Origin of the sequence: Heyndrickxia camelliae (assembly GCF_002844575.1) — a bacterium.
Lineage (GTDB): Bacteria > Bacillota > Bacilli > Bacillales > Bacillaceae_C > Margalitia > Margalitia camelliae.
On the sequence record NZ_PIQO01000013.1, the window covers coordinates 1 to 17400 of the forward strand.

Annotated in this window: 16 protein-coding genes and 1 riboswitch; of the genes, 15 read left to right on the top strand and 1 reads right to left on the bottom strand. The window is 38.9% G+C overall.

From position 1 onward, the window contains the following. Window positions 1-239 precede the first annotated feature (239 nt). The 14 genes from CWO92_RS15720 to purD all read left to right on the top strand — a co-directional run bounded on the left by CWO92_RS15720 (window position 240) and on the right by purD (window position 14888). Entirely contained in the window at window positions 240-1229 is a 990-nt protein-coding gene (locus CWO92_RS15720) for an NERD domain-containing protein (protein WP_101355169.1), read from the top strand. Window positions 1230-1314: 85 nt separating this feature from the next. Further along, window positions 1315-1515: an NETI motif-containing protein gene (locus CWO92_RS15725; RefSeq protein ID WP_101355170.1), complete on the top strand. Its 201-nt coding sequence runs from the start codon at window positions 1315-1317 to the stop codon at window positions 1513-1515. A gap of 85 nt (window positions 1516-1600) precedes the next feature. Beyond that, a riboswitch (purine riboswitch) is annotated at window positions 1601-1701 on the top strand. Window positions 1702-1820: 119 nt separating this feature from the next. Continuing rightward, complete coding sequence (gene purE / locus CWO92_RS15730) at window positions 1821-2309, top strand: 5-(carboxyamino)imidazole ribonucleotide mutase (RefSeq protein ID WP_101355171.1); 489 nt, start codon at window positions 1821-1823, stop codon at window positions 2307-2309. Next, window positions 2302-3426 (top strand): 5-(carboxyamino)imidazole ribonucleotide synthase, encoded by a 1125-nt coding sequence (gene purK / locus CWO92_RS15735; RefSeq protein WP_101355172.1) that lies wholly within the window; start codon window positions 2302-2304, stop codon window positions 3424-3426. The genes purE and purK overlap by 8 nt, the downstream gene beginning before the upstream one ends. A gap of 18 nt (window positions 3427-3444) precedes the next feature. Beyond that, window positions 3445-4740: an adenylosuccinate lyase gene (gene purB, locus CWO92_RS15740; protein WP_101355173.1), complete on the top strand. Its 1296-nt coding sequence runs from the start codon at window positions 3445-3447 to the stop codon at window positions 4738-4740. A 175-nt stretch (window positions 4741-4915) separates the two neighbouring features. After that, window positions 4916-5638: a phosphoribosylaminoimidazolesuccinocarboxamide synthase gene (gene purC, locus CWO92_RS15745; protein ID WP_101355174.1), complete on the top strand. Its 723-nt coding sequence runs from the start codon at window positions 4916-4918 to the stop codon at window positions 5636-5638. After that, window positions 5631-5885, top strand: coding sequence for a phosphoribosylformylglycinamidine synthase subunit PurS (purS, locus tag CWO92_RS15750; protein WP_101355175.1), 255 nt, complete (start codon window positions 5631-5633; stop codon window positions 5883-5885). The genes purC and purS overlap by 8 nt, the downstream gene beginning before the upstream one ends. Further along, complete coding sequence (gene purQ, locus CWO92_RS15755) at window positions 5882-6565, top strand: phosphoribosylformylglycinamidine synthase subunit PurQ (RefSeq protein ID WP_101355176.1); 684 nt, start codon at window positions 5882-5884, stop codon at window positions 6563-6565. Before purS ends, purQ begins: the two co-directional genes overlap by 4 nt. Then, on the top strand, window positions 6549-8771 hold the full coding sequence (purL, locus tag CWO92_RS15760; RefSeq protein WP_101355177.1) for a phosphoribosylformylglycinamidine synthase subunit PurL: 2223 nt from the start codon (window positions 6549-6551) through the stop codon (window positions 8769-8771). Before purQ ends, purL begins: the two co-directional genes overlap by 17 nt. Continuing rightward, complete coding sequence (gene purF / locus CWO92_RS15765; RefSeq protein WP_101355178.1) at window positions 8756-10177, top strand: amidophosphoribosyltransferase; 1422 nt, start codon at window positions 8756-8758, stop codon at window positions 10175-10177. The genes purL and purF overlap by 16 nt, the downstream gene beginning before the upstream one ends. Before the next feature lie 12 nt (window positions 10178-10189). Continuing rightward, complete coding sequence (gene purM, locus CWO92_RS15770; RefSeq protein ID WP_101355179.1) at window positions 10190-11230, top strand: phosphoribosylformylglycinamidine cyclo-ligase; 1041 nt, start codon at window positions 10190-10192, stop codon at window positions 11228-11230. Then, complete coding sequence (purN, locus tag CWO92_RS15775) at window positions 11230-11829, top strand: phosphoribosylglycinamide formyltransferase (RefSeq protein ID WP_101355180.1); 600 nt, start codon at window positions 11230-11232, stop codon at window positions 11827-11829. The genes purM and purN overlap by 1 nt, the downstream gene beginning before the upstream one ends. Continuing rightward, a complete protein-coding gene (gene purH, locus CWO92_RS15780; protein ID WP_101355181.1) occupies window positions 11810-13339 on the top strand; it encodes a bifunctional phosphoribosylaminoimidazolecarboxamide formyltransferase/IMP cyclohydrolase in 1530 nt (509 codons plus the stop codon). The genes purN and purH overlap by 20 nt, the downstream gene beginning before the upstream one ends. Before the next feature lie 277 nt (window positions 13340-13616). Further along, window positions 13617-14888 carry a phosphoribosylamine--glycine ligase gene (purD, locus tag CWO92_RS15785; RefSeq protein WP_101355182.1) on the top strand — a complete coding sequence of 424 codons (1272 nt, stop codon included), beginning with the start codon at window positions 13617-13619 and terminating at the stop codon, window positions 14886-14888. Window positions 14889-15057: 169 nt separating this feature from the next. On the opposite strand, the gene CWO92_RS15790 is transcribed toward purD, so the two are convergent. Next, complete coding sequence (locus CWO92_RS15790; protein ID WP_101355183.1) at window positions 15058-15393, bottom strand: YgaP family membrane protein; 336 nt, start codon at window positions 15391-15393, stop codon at window positions 15058-15060. Between the two features lie 118 nt (window positions 15394-15511). On the opposite strand from CWO92_RS15790, the gene CWO92_RS15795 reads away from it, so the two are divergent. After that, window positions 15512-17254 carry an adenine deaminase C-terminal domain-containing protein gene (locus tag CWO92_RS15795; protein WP_101355184.1) on the top strand — a complete coding sequence of 581 codons (1743 nt, stop codon included), beginning with the start codon at window positions 15512-15514 and terminating at the stop codon, window positions 17252-17254. Window positions 17255-17400: the final 146 nt, after the last annotated feature.

The window sequence follows — 17400 nt, forward strand, 5'->3', positions numbered from 1 at the left end:
AAAGTCACAGATTTCGATCTGTGGCTTTTTTGTATGTTTGGGTTAGGTCTAAAGTCCTGATTGCCGAGATAAAACATCAAATTGACGAGATTAACTGCTGTTTTGACGAGATAAAAGTAAAGTTTGACGAGAAAATGCCAAATAATCGCGAGATTTTTCTTTTATGCCCGTAAAAAAGAAGGAAAAGATAGGGATATATAGAATATTGACATAAATTTATTTAAAAGGAGCTGACAAAATTGATAACAAAAGAAAGAGGGGTTCCAATTAAACTTCGAAAGTTGGAAATTTTGCTAAGAAGATTACATCCTTTACATAGCAAAATGGCAATTATTAATGAAGAATATCATAAAATAAGGGCTGGTTATCTAGGAGAGAAATCTTTGGATTACTTCCTGAGTTTCCTTCCAGAAAAACAATACTATATCTTCCACTACCTCCGACTGCCCTATCAAAACCATCACTTTCAGATAGATACGCTAATACTTTCCCCAAATTTTATTACCATTCTTGAAGTAAAAAATATCAGTGGTATCATAACATTCGATTACAACTTTAATCAGTTAATAAGAACAAAAAATGGGGTAGAACAAGCTTTTCAGGATCCTGTTTCACAAGTTAATAGACATCAATTCCAACTGAAGAACTTTCTCCAATCAAGTAAATTTCCAAATATACCAATCATCCCTCAGGTAGTAATAAGTAATACATCTACCCTAATAAAGACTGAAGGACAACCCAGACGTCCCTCGACCATTATTACTCAAAGTGCGGGTCTTTTAATACAAATCGAAAATCTGTCAAAAATGTACAAAAAAGAAATATTAAATAAAAACCAACTAACTAAACTGATAAAATTCCTCCTAAAGAAACATACCCCTGACGAGTATGATGTATTAAATCAATTAAATATTAATAAAAATGAAATCCTACGAGGTACGCACTGTCCAAATTGCTGCAAAATCCCTATGTATAGAAACCATGGGAAATGGGTTTGCCCATCCTGCCACTGCGCTTCTAAAACTGCACATATAGAATCATTAATAGATTTTTCTCTTCTTTTCAATAAAAAGGTGATTGCAAATAAGGAAGTGCGGGATTTTTTGGAAATCTCATCACAAACAGTAGCGACGAAAATCTTGAAGGCCTTGGATCTTCCATCCACAGGAAATGGCAGATCAAAAATGTATCACCTCCACAAAATTATAGATCCACTAATTAATAACTAATGCTCCCCAAAATTTCACTGTTTAAAATAATTTTTAAATACTATAATAAAAATATTAATAAATGTATTAGAAAGGAATTTAGAGGATGCCCAACAACTCTAAAAAGCAATTTGAAGTTTTAGATAATGAAACAATAGAAGATTGTTTAAAACGAATGGATCAAGAAGGTTATCGTCCCATTAGAAGAATAGAAAAGCCAATTTTTAAAGAGGTTTCTCACAATGGACAGGTAGATTACGAGCCCGCAGGAAGAAAAATAATATTTGAAGGACGGAAAATCAACTAAAATCCGAACGTTGATATAATAATTAAATATAATGTTCGATTATTGTGTTGACTCTCATTACATAACCTGTTAAGATGAAAGTGTCAAAGTGAATAGTATAGTACCTCATATATAATGGGAATATGGCCCATACGTCTCTACCCAGACACCGTAAATGTTTGGACTATGAGGGAAAGTGGATATATTGGGTTTTTTATGGTGTATTTGTTAAAGATTCGGTTTTATCACCCAGATAAACTGCTTTCTCTCATACTGAGGGAGCAGTTTACCTGGGTTTTTATTTTATAAAAAAGGCGGATTGAGAGATGTCGATTGAAGTCGGAGTGATCATGGGAAGCACATCTGATTGGGAAACAATGAAATTCGCATGTGATATATTAGAAGAGTTAAAGATTCCTTATGAAAAGAAAGTAGTATCTGCTCATAGAACACCTGATTTGATGTTTGAATATGCCGTAAAGGCAAGAGAAAGAGGTATAAAGGTAATAATAGCAGGAGCCGGCGGTGCTGCTCATCTACCAGGGATGGTAGCAGCGAAAACAACTCTTCCAGTGATTGGTGTTCCTGTCCAGTCAAAGACATTAAATGGACTTGATTCTTTATTATCAATCGTCCAAATGCCAGGCGGTGTTCCGGTTGCGACTGTGGCAATAGGAAAAGCAGGAGCGACAAATGCAGGACTCTTGGCAGCACAAATCCTATCTACGAATAATGAAACAATTGCTATTAGATTAGATGAAAGACGGGAAGTATTAAAAAAACAAGTAATCGAAAGCAGTGGTCAACTTGGATAATCGATTTATATCACCAGGAAAAACAATTGGAATTATTGGCGGCGGACAATTAGGGAGAATGATGGCACTTGCTGCAAAAGAAGCTGGTTATAAAATTGCAGTACTTGATCCTACTCCAAATTCCCCGTGCGGTCAGGTCGCAGACATAGAACTTACAGCAGCTTATGATGATAAACAGGCTTTGCTGCAATTAGCACAAAATAGTGATGTTATCACTTTTGAGTTTGAAAATATTGATTATGATGCTCTTCAATGGTTAACTGAAATAGCCTATGTTCCACAGGGTGCTGAAATCATCAGAATTACACAGGACCGGATTTTGGAAAAAAACGCTTTAGAACATTCAGGCGTAAAAGTGGCACCATATTGGGTAATCGAGACAGTCGAAGATCTCGAAAATGGAGCGGAGCAGCTTGGATTTCCATGTGTATTGAAAACAGCTCGCGGCGGTTATGATGGAAAGGGTCAATATGTTTTACAAAATAAAGAAGATATACATGAGGCTTCTGCATTACTTGAACACGGAAACTGTGTGCTAGAGTCATGGATTCCTTTTGAAAAGGAAGTTTCTGTAATTGTCACTAGAAGTGTTTCTGGTGAATTGAAATGCTTTCCGATTGGTGAAAATATTCATGTGAACAATATTTTGCATGAAACGATTGTTCCTGCGAGAACAACCGATGAAGTGATGAAAAATGCCTATACACTAGCGGAAAAAATTGCGGGTCATTTAAATCTAGTCGGTACCTTAGCTGTCGAGATGTTTTTGACTCGTGACGGTGAGTTATTTGTTAATGAACTGGCACCAAGACCACATAATTCAGGGCATTATTCTATCGAAGCTTGTGCGATTTCTCAATTTGCTCAGCATGTACGGGCGATTTGTAATTGGCCATTAAGAGAGCCGCAATTATTAAGCCCTGTGATTATGGTGAATATTTTAGGGCAGCATGTTGATAAGGTATTGGAACAGATTCCGCAGAAACCGAAATGGTCCATTCATTTATACGGAAAAGAAGCACCTAAATATCAAAGAAAAATGGGTCATGTGACCGTTTTAACAGATGATGTAGAAAACGCATTGGTGGAACTTGAGCAAAGTACTATTTGGAATTAGAATCGGAGGAAAACATTCATGATTGAACGTTATACTAGACCTGAAATGGGCGCAATTTGGACAGAGGAAAATCGTTTTCAAGCTTGGCTGGAAGTTGAAATCCTAGCATGTGAAGCATGGGCTGTGCTTGGCGAGATTCCCAAAGAGGATGTTCAAAAAATTCGTAAGAACGCAACTTTCAAGGTGGAGCGAATTAAGGAAATTGAGGAAGAAACGAGACATGATGTGGTTGCATTTACAAGAGCAGTTTCTGAATCCCTTGGGGAAGAAAGAAAATGGGTTCATTATGGTTTAACATCTACAGATGTGGTCGATACTGCTCTTTCCTATATATTGAAACAAGCGAATGAAATTATATTAAGAGATCTGGAAAACTTTATAGAAATTTTAAAGGAAAAAGCGAAAGAACATAAATATACCGTAATGATGGGGAGAACCCATGGGGTTCATGCAGAACCAACGACATTTGGATTAAAAATGGCACTTTGGTATGAAGAAATGAAACGCAACTTGGAACGATTTAAGCAAGCTGCAGCAGGAGTAGAGTTTGGAAAGATTTCTGGAGCAGTTGGTACATATGCCAATATTGATCCATTTGTTGAAAAATATGTTTGTGAAAAATTAGGATTGCAGCCTGCACCTATTTCTACTCAAACCCTACAACGTGATCGCCATGCGCACTACATGGCAACTCTTGCTTTAATCGCGACTTCTATTGAAAAATTCGCAGTCGAAGTTCGTGGCTTACAAAAGAGTGAAACTCGTGAAGTAGAAGAGTTTTTTGCAAAAGGGCAAAAAGGTTCATCTGCTATGCCACATAAACGTAATCCAATTGGCTCAGAAAATATGACAGGAATGGCAAGAGTGATTCGCGGTTATATGTTAACAGCTTATGAAAATGTTCCGCTATGGCATGAAAGAGATATTTCTCACTCTTCGGCAGAGCGTATTATCCTTCCTGATGCAACGATTGCAATTAATTACATGCTTAATCGCTTTGGAAATATTGTAAAAAACTTAACGGTATTCCCGGAAAACATGAAGCGAAACATGGATCGTACTTTAGGTTTAATTTATTCCCAACGAGTATTATTAGCCCTTATTGACAAAGGAATGGTCCGAGAAGCAGCATATGATACTGTTCAGCCAAAGGCAATGGAAGCTTGGGAGAAACAAGTGCCATTCAGACAATTAATCGAAGCGGACCCAACCATTCAAAGTAAATTGTCCAAAGAAGAAATTGCTGACTGCTTTGCCTATAACTACCATTTAAAAAATGTCGACACTATATTTGAAAGACTAGGTTTGCAATAAGAAAAGCGTAAGCGCCTTGCTCATCTGCTAGCTGATGGGCGCTGGTGAAATTTGAAGTGCCAATTTCGAGCTAGACAAATTAGACACTTATAGTTACTTATCTTTAAGAAAGTTTGTTCAGAAGAGCACGCTCTTCTGGACAAACTTCTTAAATCAACTGGTGAGGTGTAAAAATATGGAAAAGAATGAGCTGCTGTATGAAGGGAAAGCGAAAAGAATTTATGCAACAGAGGAAACAGGGGTTTTATGGGTCGAGTACAAGGATTCTGCCACTGCTTTTAATGGGGTGAAAAAATCCGAAATAACAGGGAAAGGCATATTAAATAACGAGATTTCCAGCTTGATTTTTGCCAATCTTCAGGAAATGGGGGTAGAAAGCCACTTTATCCGGAAAATTTCGGAAACAGAGCAACTCGTAAAGCAGGTTTCCATAATACCCTTAGAGGTTGTTACAAGAAATGTGATTGCAGGCAGTTTAGCAAAGCGGCTTGGGATAGAAGAAGGAACACCTTTAAAAAAACCAGTTGTAGAATTTTATTATAAAAATGATGAACTAGGTGATCCAATCATTACAGAGGATCATATTGAAATATTGGGAATTGCTAGTTTAGAAGAGGTAAATCTGCTAAGAAAGAAAGCTATTAAAATTAATGAAGTTTTATTAGAGCTATTTTTGCAGCTTGGTATACGCTTAGTAGACTTTAAGTTGGAGTTTGGAAAAGACGCGAATGGCGAAATTTTACTAGCGGATGAAATCTCTCCAGATACTTGTCGATTATGGGACGTAAAAACCAATGAGAAGCTTGATAAAGATGTTTTTCGCAGAGATTTAGGTGATCTGAAAACTGTTTACACAGAAATTTTAAACAGGTTGAAAGGGGTAACAGCTCATGTATAAGGTGAAAGTTTACGTAACATTAAGGGAAAGCGTATTGGATCCTCAAGGAACAGCAGTTAAGCAATCACTCCACACCATGAATTATCAAGAGGTCCAAGATGTTCGAATCGGCAAATATATGGAGTTAAATGTTGAAAAAACAGACCGTAATATTGAAGAAGTTGTGAATGAGCTTTGCACACGTTTGCTGGCAAACCCAGTGATTGAAGATTATCGATATGAGATTGAGGAGTGTGTTGCTCAGTGAAATTCGCGGTAATCGTCTTCCCAGGATCTAATTGTGATGTTGATATGTACCACGCTATAAAAGATGAACTCGGCGAAGAAGTAGAGTATGTGTGGCATGATGCTAATAACCTTGATGAATTTGATGGTATTTTATTGCCTGGTGGTTTTTCCTACGGAGATTACTTACGATCAGGAGCTATTGCCCGTTTCTCGAACGTAATGAAGGAAGTTGTAAAGGCTGCCGATGCTGGAAAACCTGTACTTGGAGTTTGCAATGGCTTTCAGATTTTACTTGAGTCAGGATTATTGCCAGGCGCAATGCGACGCAATGACAGTCTGCAATTTATATGCCGTACAGTGGATTTAGTGGTGGAAAATAACTGTACGATGTTTACAAATTCTTTAGATCAAGGTGATGTTATTCGTATCCCAATTGCACATGGTGAGGGAAATTATTATTGTGACGATGCTACATTGCAGCAATTAAGAGCAAACAACCAAATCGTGTTCACTTATAAAAATAACCCAAACGGGAGCGTTTCTGATATTGCAGGGATTGTCAATGAAAAAGGAAATGTTCTTGGGATGATGCCGCACCCTGAACGGGCAGTAGACGAACTTTTAGGAAGTGCTGACGGATTAAAACTTTTCCAAGCGATGGTGAGAAACTGGAGGGAAGCACATGTCGTTAATGCTTGAACCAAATCCAACACAAATAAAAGTAGAAAAGCTTTACCGTGAATTAGGTTTAACAGATGATGAATTTTCCATGATTGAAAACATATTAGGAAGAATTCCGAACTATACAGAAACAGGGCTATTTTCTGTTATGTGGTCTGAACACTGCAGCTATAAAAATTCCAAGCCTGTGCTAAAGAGATTTCCGACATCAGGTGAAAAAGTATTGCAAGGACCTGGTGAAGGTGCAGGTATTGTAGATATCGGTGATGAGCAAGCGGTGGTATTTAAAATTGAAAGCCATAACCATCCATCGGCAATTGAGCCTTATCAAGGCGCTGCAACAGGTGTAGGTGGAATTATTCGTGATGTATTTTCAATGGGGGCAAGACCAATCGCGCTTTTAAATTCATTACGTTTTGGGGAACTGGATTCTCCGAGAGTGAAATACTTATTTAAAGAGGTTGTAGCGGGGATTGCTGGTTATGGAAATTGCATCGGTATTCCAACGGTAGGAGGGGAAATTCAATTCGAACCTTCCTATGATGGAAATCCACTTGTAAACGCAATGTGTGTCGGATTAATTGATCATAAGGATATTCAAAAAGGCCAAGCAAAAGGTATTGGAAATACCGTCATGTATGTAGGAGCGAAAACGGGAAGAGACGGTATTCATGGTGCGACTTTTGCTTCCGAAGAATTAAGTGAGAAATCTGACGAGAAACGCCCTGCTGTTCAGGTGGGAGATCCGTTTATGGAAAAGCTTTTATTAGAAGCATGCTTGGAATTGGTTCAGAATGACGCACTTGTTGGTATTCAAGATATGGGTGCTGCAGGATTAACCAGTTCTTCTGCGGAAATGGCAAGTAAAGCAGGATCGGGAATTGAAATGAATCTTGATTTGATTCCGCAGCGAGAACGAGGGATGACTGCATACGAAATGATGCTTTCTGAGTCACAGGAAAGAATGTTGGTTGTGGTGAAAAAAGGAAGAGAAAAAGAAATAATCGATCTCTTCTTAAAATATGGGTTAGAAGCAGTAGCGGTAGGCAAGGTAACAGATGATAAGCGTTTGCGCCTATTACACCATGGTGAAGTAGTGGCAGATGTTCCGGTGGATGCACTTGCAGAGGATGCACCGGTTTACCATAAACCATCACAAGAGCCTGCTTATTTTCGTGAATTTCAATCAATAGAAAACGGGATTCCTAATGTGGAAGATTATAAAGAGTCATTGCTCCAGTTATTGCAGCAGCCAACAATCGCTAGCAAGGAATGGGTGTATGGACAGTATGATTACCAGGTTCGAACTAATACCGTAGTAACACCAGGTTCAGACGCAGCAGTGGTAAGAATTCGCGGTACTCGTAAAGCATTAGCAATGACAACTGATTGTAATTCTCGTTATCTATATCTAGATCCTGAAACAGGCGGGAAGATTGCTGTGGCAGAAGCAGCCCGTAATATTGTATGTTCCGGCGCAGAGCCATTAGCCATTACAGATTGTTTAAACTTCGGAAACCCAGAGAAGCCAGAAATTTTTTGGCAAATTGAAAAAGCAGTGGATGGGATGAGCGAGGCATGTCGTGTCTTAAACAGTCCTGTCATTGGTGGGAACGTCTCCTTATACAATGAGACAAAAGGAACAGCTATTTATCCAACACCTGTTGTTGGGATGGTTGGGCTGGTAGAAGATCTTGACCATATCACTACTCAAAGTTTCAAGAGTCCTGGAGATCTCATTTATGTTATCGGTGATACAAAAGCTGAATTTGGAGGCAGTGAGCTTCAAAAATATCAAAACGGAGAAGTTTTCGGAAGGGCCCCGGAAATCGATCTAGATATTGAGCTTCGCAGACAGAAGCAATTATTAGCTGCGATTAGACAAGGCTTGGTTTCGTCTGCACACGATATCGCAGAAGGTGGAACAGCTGTAGCGTTAGCAGAGAGTTTATTTGGTACAGATAATCTTGGAGCGGATGTGCTTTTACAAGGGGATGCAACAGTCGCTCTATTTAGCGAAACACAATCTCGTTTTATCGTTTCCATTCATCCAGAATGCAAAGAGGAGTTTGAAAAGATGGTGGATGATACGAGATTTATCGGGACGGTTACGAACACGGGAGAGCTTTTTGTAAGGGATGAGCAAGGAGAAATAATCATTCAAACGAATGTGCAAGAATGTGAAGAAGCTTGGAGAGGAGCGATTGCATGCTTGCTGAAATAAGGGGATTAAACGAGGAATGCGGTGTATTTGGAATATGGGGACATCCAGATGCAGCGAAAATCACGTATTACGGGTTACACAGTTTGCAACATCGTGGTCAAGAAGGTGCGGGAATTGTCGTTACAAATGGTGAGAGCTTGTACGGTATAAGGGGAGAAGGGCTGCTCACAGAAGTTTTTACAGAAGGAAAAATGGAAAAGTTAGTAGGAAAATCAGCAATCGGTCATGTTCGGTACGCAACAGCAGGCGGAGGCGGTATTGAAAATGTTCAACCGCTTCTCTTCCATTCGCAAACAGGCAGTATGGCGCTTGCTCATAATGGAAATCTAGTCAATGCAAATGGACTTAAGCATCAGCTTGAAGCCCAAGGCAGCATTTTTCAAACGAGTTCGGATACAGAGGTGTTCGCACATCTTATTAAAAGAAGCGGGTATATTTCACTTGCGGATAAAATGAAAAATGCGCTTACGATGGTGAAGGGTGCATATGCATTTCTTTTAATGACAGAAACAGAATTGATGGTAGCTTTAGATCCGAATGGTTTGCGACCTTTATCGATTGGACGCATCGGGGATGCATATTGTGTGGCATCAGAAACATGTGCTTTTGATATTGTCGGAGCAACATTGGTGAGAGATGTGATGCCGGGGGAACTCATTATGATTAATGATAACGGCCTTCACTCTGAACCTTTTACATTATCCACGAACAGTGCTATTTGTACGATGGAATATGTGTATTTTTCAAGACCTGATAGTAATATTCATGGCATTAATGTTCATACGGCTCGTAAAAATATGGGGAAACGTCTTGCTGCAGAAGCGCTTATTGAAGCAGATGTAGTGACAGGTGTACCGGATTCCAGTATTTCGGCAGCGATTGGATATGCGGAGGCGGCAGGTATTCCGTATGAATTAGGATTGATTAAAAATCGATATGTAGGAAGAACGTTTATTCAACCGTCTCAATCGTTACGGGAACAAGGTGTAAAAATGAAGCTTTCAGCTGTTCGCAAAGTCGTGGAAGGAAAAAGGGTCGTAATGGTAGATGATTCAATTGTTAGGGGAACTACAAGCAAACGAATTGTCTCCATGCTAAAAGAGGCTGGTGCAACGGAGGTTCATGTGTGCATCAGTTCACCGCCAATGAAAAATCCATGCTTCTATGGAATTGACACTTCCACACATGAGGAATTGATTGCGTCTACCCATAGTGTTGAAGAAATTCGCGAGATGATTGGTGCTGATTCCTTAACCTTTTTAAGTGTCGAAGGAATGCTAGAAGCGATTGGCAGACCAAAGATGAATGAAAGCTGCGGTCAATGTTTAGCATGCTTTACGGGAACATATCCTACCGAAATTTACCCGGATACAGTATTACCTCATGAGAAAGAACTTGTGCGCTAGGAGGCTTTTGAAATGGCAGATGCATATCGACAAGCAGGAGTAAATATTGAGGCAGGATACGAAGCAGTAGAAAGAATAAAAAAACATGCAGATCGGACAAAACGATCTGGAGTGTTGGGACAGCTTGGAAGCTTTGGCGGGATATTTGATTTATCCGCTTTAAATATGAGACAGCCCGTTCTTGTTTCTGGAACAGACGGAGTTGGAACGAAACTGAAGCTTGCTTTTTTAATGGATAAACACGATTCTATTGGGATTGACTGTGTAGCTATGTGTGTGAATGATATTGTGGTACAAGGAGCTGAACCATTATATTTTCTTGATTACATCGCATGTGGCAAGTCAACTCCAGATAAAATAGAGCAAATTGTAAAGGGAATTTCCGATGGCTGTGAACAAGCAGGCTGTGCTTTAATTGGCGGCGAAACAGCAGAAATGCCCGGTTTATATGAAGCAGATGAATATGATTTAGCAGGTTTCTCTGTAGGTGCTTGTGAAAAAAGCGAGCTGATAACTGGTGAGACCATTCAAGAAGGGGATGTCCTAATTGGGCTTTCCTCCAGCGGTATTCATAGTAACGGTTATTCTTTAGTACGAAAGGTTTTCTTTGAAGATCACCATTTTTCATTAGAAGATAGGCTTCCCGAATTAGACCATCCACTTGGGGAAGAGCTATTGGTTCCAACAAAAATCTATGTTAAGCCTGTGTTAAAAGCAATTAGAGAGTTTGAAATAAAGGGAATGGCCCATATTACAGGCGGGGGATTTGTTGAAAATATTCCAAGAATGCTTACAGGAGAATTAGGTGCAGAAATAGAGCATGGGTCATGGCCAATTTTACCAATATTCGATGTATTGGAGCAGTATGGTGGGATTGCTCATGAGGAAATGTTTAATATTTTTAATATGGGGATTGGTTTTGTCGTAGCGGTCGATAGAGCTATAGCCGATACCGTTATTGCATTTTTTAATGAGAATGGCGAATCAGCGTATCGTATTGGCCAAATTACGAAAGAACCAGGAGTACGTTTTGCCGGTAAGGGGATTTTGTGATGATGAAAATAGCTGTATTTGCATCAGGGAGCGGCAGTAATTTTCAAGCTATTGTGGATTCAATAAAAGTAGGGCTATTGGATGCTGAAGTGAAATTACTAGTGTGTGATAAACCAAACGCATATGCTATTGAACGAGCAAAAAAGGAAGAAATAGAGTCATTTGTGTTTAATCCGAAAGATTTTCAATCCAAAGAAGACTTCGAAAGAAAAATAGTTTCTGAGTTGCAAAAAAGAGAAATTCAATATCTTATCTTAGCGGGGTATATGAGACTGATTGGTCCAACAATCCTTCGTGAATTTGAGAAGCGAATCATCAATATACATCCATCCTTATTACCGAAGTTTCCGGGAAAAGATGCTATTGGGCAAGCAATTGCAGCAGGGGTAAATACAACAGGTGTTACCATTCATTTTGTAGACGAAGGAATGGATACGGGACCTATCATTGCTCAAGAAGAGTTGATTATCATGGAGCATGATACAGCAGAAACACTTGCAGTTAGAATTCATGAAGTAGAGCATCGCCTATATCCAAAAACATTACAAACCATATTTAACAATGGAGGTGTCAGGCACCATGAAAAGAGCGCTCATTAGTGTATCAGATAAAACAGGTGTAGTAGAGTTTGCAAAAGGATTAGCAGAAGTTGGATTTGAGATTATTTCAACAGGCGGGACGAAAAAAGCCTTGGAGGAAGCAGGCTTAGCTGTTATTGGGATCGATGATATTACTGGATTTCCCGAAATGTTGGAGGGTCGAGTAAAAACTCTGCATCCAAATGTTCATGGAGGTTTATTAGCAAAAAGAACACCGGATCATTTAAGTCAAATTGCAGATCAAGGGATACAACCAATTGATTTAGTTTGCGTTAATTTATATCCTTTCCAGCAAACTATTTCGAAACAGGATGTTACAGAAGAGGAAGCAATTGAAAATATTGATATAGGTGGTCCATCCATGTTGCGCTCTGCAGCCAAAAACCATGCTTTTGTAACAGTGGTGGTAGATGCTAATGATTATAATAAGGTACTTTCAGAGTTAAAAGAATTCGGTGATGTTACGACTTTAACAAAGAAAAAATTAGCTGCAAAAGTATATCGTCACACTGCTTCTTATGATGCGATTATTGCAGACTATATGACAAACCTTGTTGAGGAGCATGACCCGGAGCGAGTCACGTTTACTTATGAACGTAAGCAGTCCTTGCGTTATGGGGAAAATCCTCATCAAAAGGCAACTTTTTATGTGAATCCACTAGGATCGAAATTCTCCATTGCACATGCGAAACAATTACACGGAAAAGAACTTTCCTACAATAATATCCGCGATGCAGATGCAGCTTTGCAAATTGTGAAGGATTTCTCTGAACCTGTTGCGGTTGCAGTCAAACATATGAATCCTTGTGGTGTAGGAACAGGAAGCACCGTTTTAGACGCTTATAAAAAAGCATACGAGGCGGATTCTACATCCATTTTTGGCGGTATTGTTGCTTTCAATCGTGAGGTTGATGAAGACACTGCTAAGCTTTTACATGAAATTTTCCTTGAAATCATCATAGCTCCTTCTTATTCAGAAGAAGCGCTGTCTATCTTAACAACGAAGAAAAATATTCGTTTGTTAGAAGTAGAAGTAAGTGATAAAAACAAACAAGAAAAGACCATTACATCAGTAGCAGGAGGACTGCTAACGCAAGATCAAGATACTTACACATTTGATAATGCAACTATTACCATTCCAACTAAACGTGAACCCTCTGAAGCAGAATGGGAAGCGTTAAAGCTTGGCTGGAAAGTTGTGAAGCATGTGAAATCTAATGCTATTGTTGTTACGAATTCTGACATGACTTTAGGTATTGGTGCTGGCCAAATGAATCGTGTAGGAGCAGCAAAGATTGCCCTTGAACAAGCGGGGGAAAAAGCAGCAGGTGCTGCATTAGCCTCTGATGCCTTCTTTCCAATGGATGATACCGTTGAAGCGGCAGCTAAAGCTGGAATTACGGCTATTATTCAACCAGGTGGTTCTATTAAAGATGCCGATTCTATTAAAAAGGCTGATGAATATGGAATTGCTATGGTCCTTACTGGGATTCGCCATTTTAAACATTAAAATGAATAGTTTTGTAAGTGAATTTTATAAACGGACACGGAATCCACTATATGTGAAGAAGCACATGGCAATTGCTGTTTTTTTACAAGATAATGGAAACTGTGTCCGCTAACACAGGGAAATAGCCCTATCACAAATAGCGGAACGGATATCCGTAAAACTTATTCGAATTATGACCGTTGTGGATGATTCCCCATTTCGTCGCTCGTCCGTCTGGGGTCATCCCCGACAACAAAAACTTTGGGACGAATTCCTTCGTACCAGAAAGGCGGAGCATATGAAGGTATTAGTAATCGGAAGAGGCGGCAGGGAGCATGCTATTTGTAAAAAAGTAAAGGAAAGCAAATTAGTCCAAAAGGTTTACTGTGCCCCAGGTAATGGGGGAATCGGCGAAGATGCCGAGCTCGTACCTATATCCGAAAATCAATTTTCTGAATTAATTGCCTTTGCTAAGGATAACCAAATTGATTTAACTATTGTCGGTCCGGAAGATCCACTAACAGCGGGTATCGTCAATGCTTTTCAAGAAGTAGGATTAAAAGTGTTTGGACCACGGCAGGAAGCGGCATTAATTGAAGGCAGTAAAGCTTTTGCAAAAGAGTTAATGCATAAATATAATATACCAACTGCTGACTATCAAACCTTTCAGGATTATGAAGCTGCGGAGGCATATGTCGAAAAAAACGGGGCCCCAATTGTGATAAAAGCAGATGGACTTGCAGCAGGAAAAGGCGTTGTGGTTGCAAGCACGAAACAAGAAGCAATTTCAGCCTTGAAAGAAATGATGCTAGATGAAAAATTCGGAAAGGCATCTGCTAATGTTGTCATAGAGGAATTCCTGCAAGGGGAAGAGTTTTCTCTAATGGCATTTGTGAATGGTAAAAATGTATATCCGATGGTCATTGCGCAAGATCATAAGAGAGCATTTGATGGAGATGCAGGGCCAAATACAGGAGGAATGGGCGCCTATTCACCGGTTCCCCATATTCCTGAGCAAGAGGTGGAACGTGCTGTACAGGAAATATTGATTCCTACAGCAGAGGCACTAGTTGAGGAAAACCGGAGTTTTTGCGGTATTTTATACGCTGGACTTATATTAACAGATCAAGGTCCGAAAGTAATTGAATTTAATGCACGGTTTGGTGACCCAGAAACCCAAGTAGTTTTAACAAGATTACAGTCTGATTTGGTAGAAATAATCATAGATATTTTGGATGAAAAGCAACCCGACATCTTATGGGATCAAGATGCTGTGGTTGGGGTTGTCCTCGCTGCAGATGGTTACCCAAATCAATATCAAAAAGGAATCGACATTCCCGATATTACCGTTTTAGACTCTGCCACACTCATTTTTCATGCGGGCACTAAAAAGAAAGATCAGCAGTATGTATCAAGCGGTGGACGTGTACTTTTAATAGCTGCAAAAGCCACCTCATTGTCGTCCGCAATCAAAGACGTATATTCTGAAATGGAAAAACTTCAATCCGATGCATTTTTTTATCGAAAAGATATTGGGTTAAAAGCAAATTTACAAACAGTTAAAAGCTAATATAGCTTTTATTTTTCGAATAGCATTATATTCATTTAATGAAGTATTATTTAGCAGAACTCCGTCTTTACGGGGTTTTTTATTCTACCTTTTCATACTGATTCATGGAATTAGACATAAATTCACGAATAAAAACCGGGTGGTAACTCCTCCCCCCGGATCTAAATGTTTAGTCTAATGCATCTTTAATGGAATCTGCAAGCTCAGGTGGTATACTTGGCGGATTTTTAATATTATCTTGATTATTATTTTGGCTCTCATTATGCTGCTTTTGCTGACTGTTGTTCTGATTCATCATTCCTTGACCTTTTTGGTATAACTCCGTAACCGGACAATACCGTACAATTCCTTCTGCAACTTTCATAGCTCCCATTAAGATCATAATTAAGTATGAATTACACCAAGGCTTTCTAGATAGCTTCGCCGTAAAATATGCAACTATTGTTAGTCCGCAAGTGATTCGAATTAAGGCGTTAACAATTCCAATATTAGGAGAGGTTTTCATTATTCACACACCTTCACAAAATTTTTACATTTATTTTTAAAACTTTAATGCGTTAAATGGTCTGATATGGTACCATAATAATAAATAGAGAGCTGATCTCCTTAGGGAGGAATACTTAATGTTAGATCAACGTTATCGATGGAAAAATAAACAGATTCGTGACCAAGTTGCAATTGTAAGCGGTCTCAAATCACCAACACTCCTTTTAACAAATGCTCGTTTTCTCCATTCTATTCTTCGTAAGTGGATGGTAGGAAACATATGGATTGACGAGGATAGAATCGTTTACGCAGGAGAAAAGATGCCTGAAAACATTCTCAATTGTGAAGTGATGGATTGTAAAGGGTTAACACTCGTTCCAGGCTATATTGAGCCACATGTCCATCCGTTTCAATTATATAATCCCCAATCATTCGCTAGATATGCATCACAAACTGGAACAACCACGATAATTAATGATAATATAATGTTAGTTTTGTTATTAGGAAAAAAGAAAGCGTTTTCTTTATTGAAGCAACTGCGACATTCGCCTGTTTCTATGTATTGGTGGAGCCGTTTTGATTCACAAACAGAACTGCGGGAAGAAGAAACGGTATTTTCACATAGTGAGGTAAAATCATGGCTAGAGCATGATGCTGTTCTCCAAGGAGGGGAACTGACAGGATGGCCAAAGCTGTTGGATGGAGATGATTTAATTCTTCATTGGATACAAGAAGCAAAAAGAATGAGGAAAAGAATTGAAGGCCATTTTCCTGGAGCTTCGGAAAAAACACTAGCAAAGATGATGTTATTTGGAGCCGATTGTGATCATGAGGCAATGACTGGAGAAGAAGTGTATGACCGATTATTACAAGGCTTTACCGTGTCTTTAAGGCATTCGTCTATCAGACCCGACCTTCCAGTGCTTTTAAAGGAAATGAAGGAACTTGGAATCGACCAATATCAATCCATGTTTTTTAATACGGATGGTTCAACTCCGGCATTTTACGAAGATGGTATTCTGGATATGACCATTCGCATGGCATTGGAGCATGGAGTACCAGCAATTGATGCATATCATATGGCCTCTTATAATGTGGCAAGATATTATAATATTGAACATTTACATGGCATGATTGCCACAGGCAGGGTAGCTAGCATTAATTTCTTAGAGAGTGAAATGAATCCAACACCAATCCATGTTCTTTCAAAAGGGATATGGCTGAAAAAAGATGGAGAGGCTATTGCACAGGATCAATATATCGATTGGAAAGATGTGGGATTTCCTCCATTAGAATTAAATTGGAACTTGGATTATGATGATTTGCAATTCTCGATGCCTTTTGGAATTGAGATGGTAAACGATGTAATAACAAAGCCATATTCCGTAACATATGATGTGTCAGCAGATAAACTCCCAACCACCCATAATGAAAGTTTTCTCGTACTGCTAGATCGTAATGGAGAGTGGCGAATTAACACGATTCTAAAAGGGTTTGCTAATAAGGTCATGGGATTCGCATCGTCGTTTTCTAATACAGGGGATATTATTTTAATTGGGAAAAATAAAAAGGATATGGATATCGCCTTTAATCGGATGAAAGAAATTGGCGGGGGAATTGTCTTAGTTGAAAATGGAGAAGTAATACACGAAATTCCATTGATATTAGCAGGGGTAATGTCAGATAGGGATATGGAAACACTGATTGAAGAAGAAAAACAATTAAAACTTCTATTAAAGGAACGTGGCTATCCTTTTGGTGATCCAGTGTACTCATTACTGTTTTTTTCGGCAACACATCTTCCTTATATTCGAATTACTCAACGTGGAATTTATGATGTAATGAATAAAACAGTACTCTTTCCAACTATAATGCGTTAAAATATTAAAGTAGAAATTGTTCCGTTAAAAATGGCCTTATACTTACATGGTTCTTGGTAAAATGTGTTCACATGTAAATATAAGGCTAAAAGTCAGCAATAATAAAAATTTAAAAAGCAGCAATATAAGGAAGGCATTCATATCGA

Coding starts and splice junctions, on each gene's coding strand:
- purD (WP_101355182.1), top strand. CDS start 13,617: ATGAAGGTATTAGTAATCGGAAGAGGCGGCAGGGAGCATGCTATTTGT.
- purE (WP_101355171.1), top strand. CDS start 1,821: ATGTCGATTGAAGTCGGAGTGATCATGGGAAGCACATCTGATTGGGAA.
- purN (WP_101355180.1), top strand. CDS start 11,230: ATGATGAAAATAGCTGTATTTGCATCAGGGAGCGGCAGTAATTTTCAA.
- purC (WP_101355174.1), top strand. CDS start 4,916: ATGGAAAAGAATGAGCTGCTGTATGAAGGGAAAGCGAAAAGAATTTAT.
- purL (WP_101355177.1), top strand. CDS start 6,549: ATGTCGTTAATGCTTGAACCAAATCCAACACAAATAAAAGTAGAAAAG.
- CWO92_RS15790 (WP_101355183.1), bottom strand. CDS start 15,393: ATGAAAACCTCTCCTAATATTGGAATTGTTAACGCCTTAATTCGAATC.
- purM (WP_101355179.1), top strand. CDS start 10,190: ATGGCAGATGCATATCGACAAGCAGGAGTAAATATTGAGGCAGGATAC.
- purH (WP_101355181.1), top strand. CDS start 11,810: ATGAAAAGAGCGCTCATTAGTGTATCAGATAAAACAGGTGTAGTAGAG.
- CWO92_RS15725 (WP_101355170.1), top strand. CDS start 1,315: ATGCCCAACAACTCTAAAAAGCAATTTGAAGTTTTAGATAATGAAACA.
- CWO92_RS15795 (WP_101355184.1), top strand. CDS start 15,512: ATGTTAGATCAACGTTATCGATGGAAAAATAAACAGATTCGTGACCAA.
- purS (WP_101355175.1), top strand. CDS start 5,631: ATGTATAAGGTGAAAGTTTACGTAACATTAAGGGAAAGCGTATTGGAT.
- purB (WP_101355173.1), top strand. CDS start 3,445: ATGATTGAACGTTATACTAGACCTGAAATGGGCGCAATTTGGACAGAG.
- purF (WP_101355178.1), top strand. CDS start 8,756: ATGCTTGCTGAAATAAGGGGATTAAACGAGGAATGCGGTGTATTTGGA.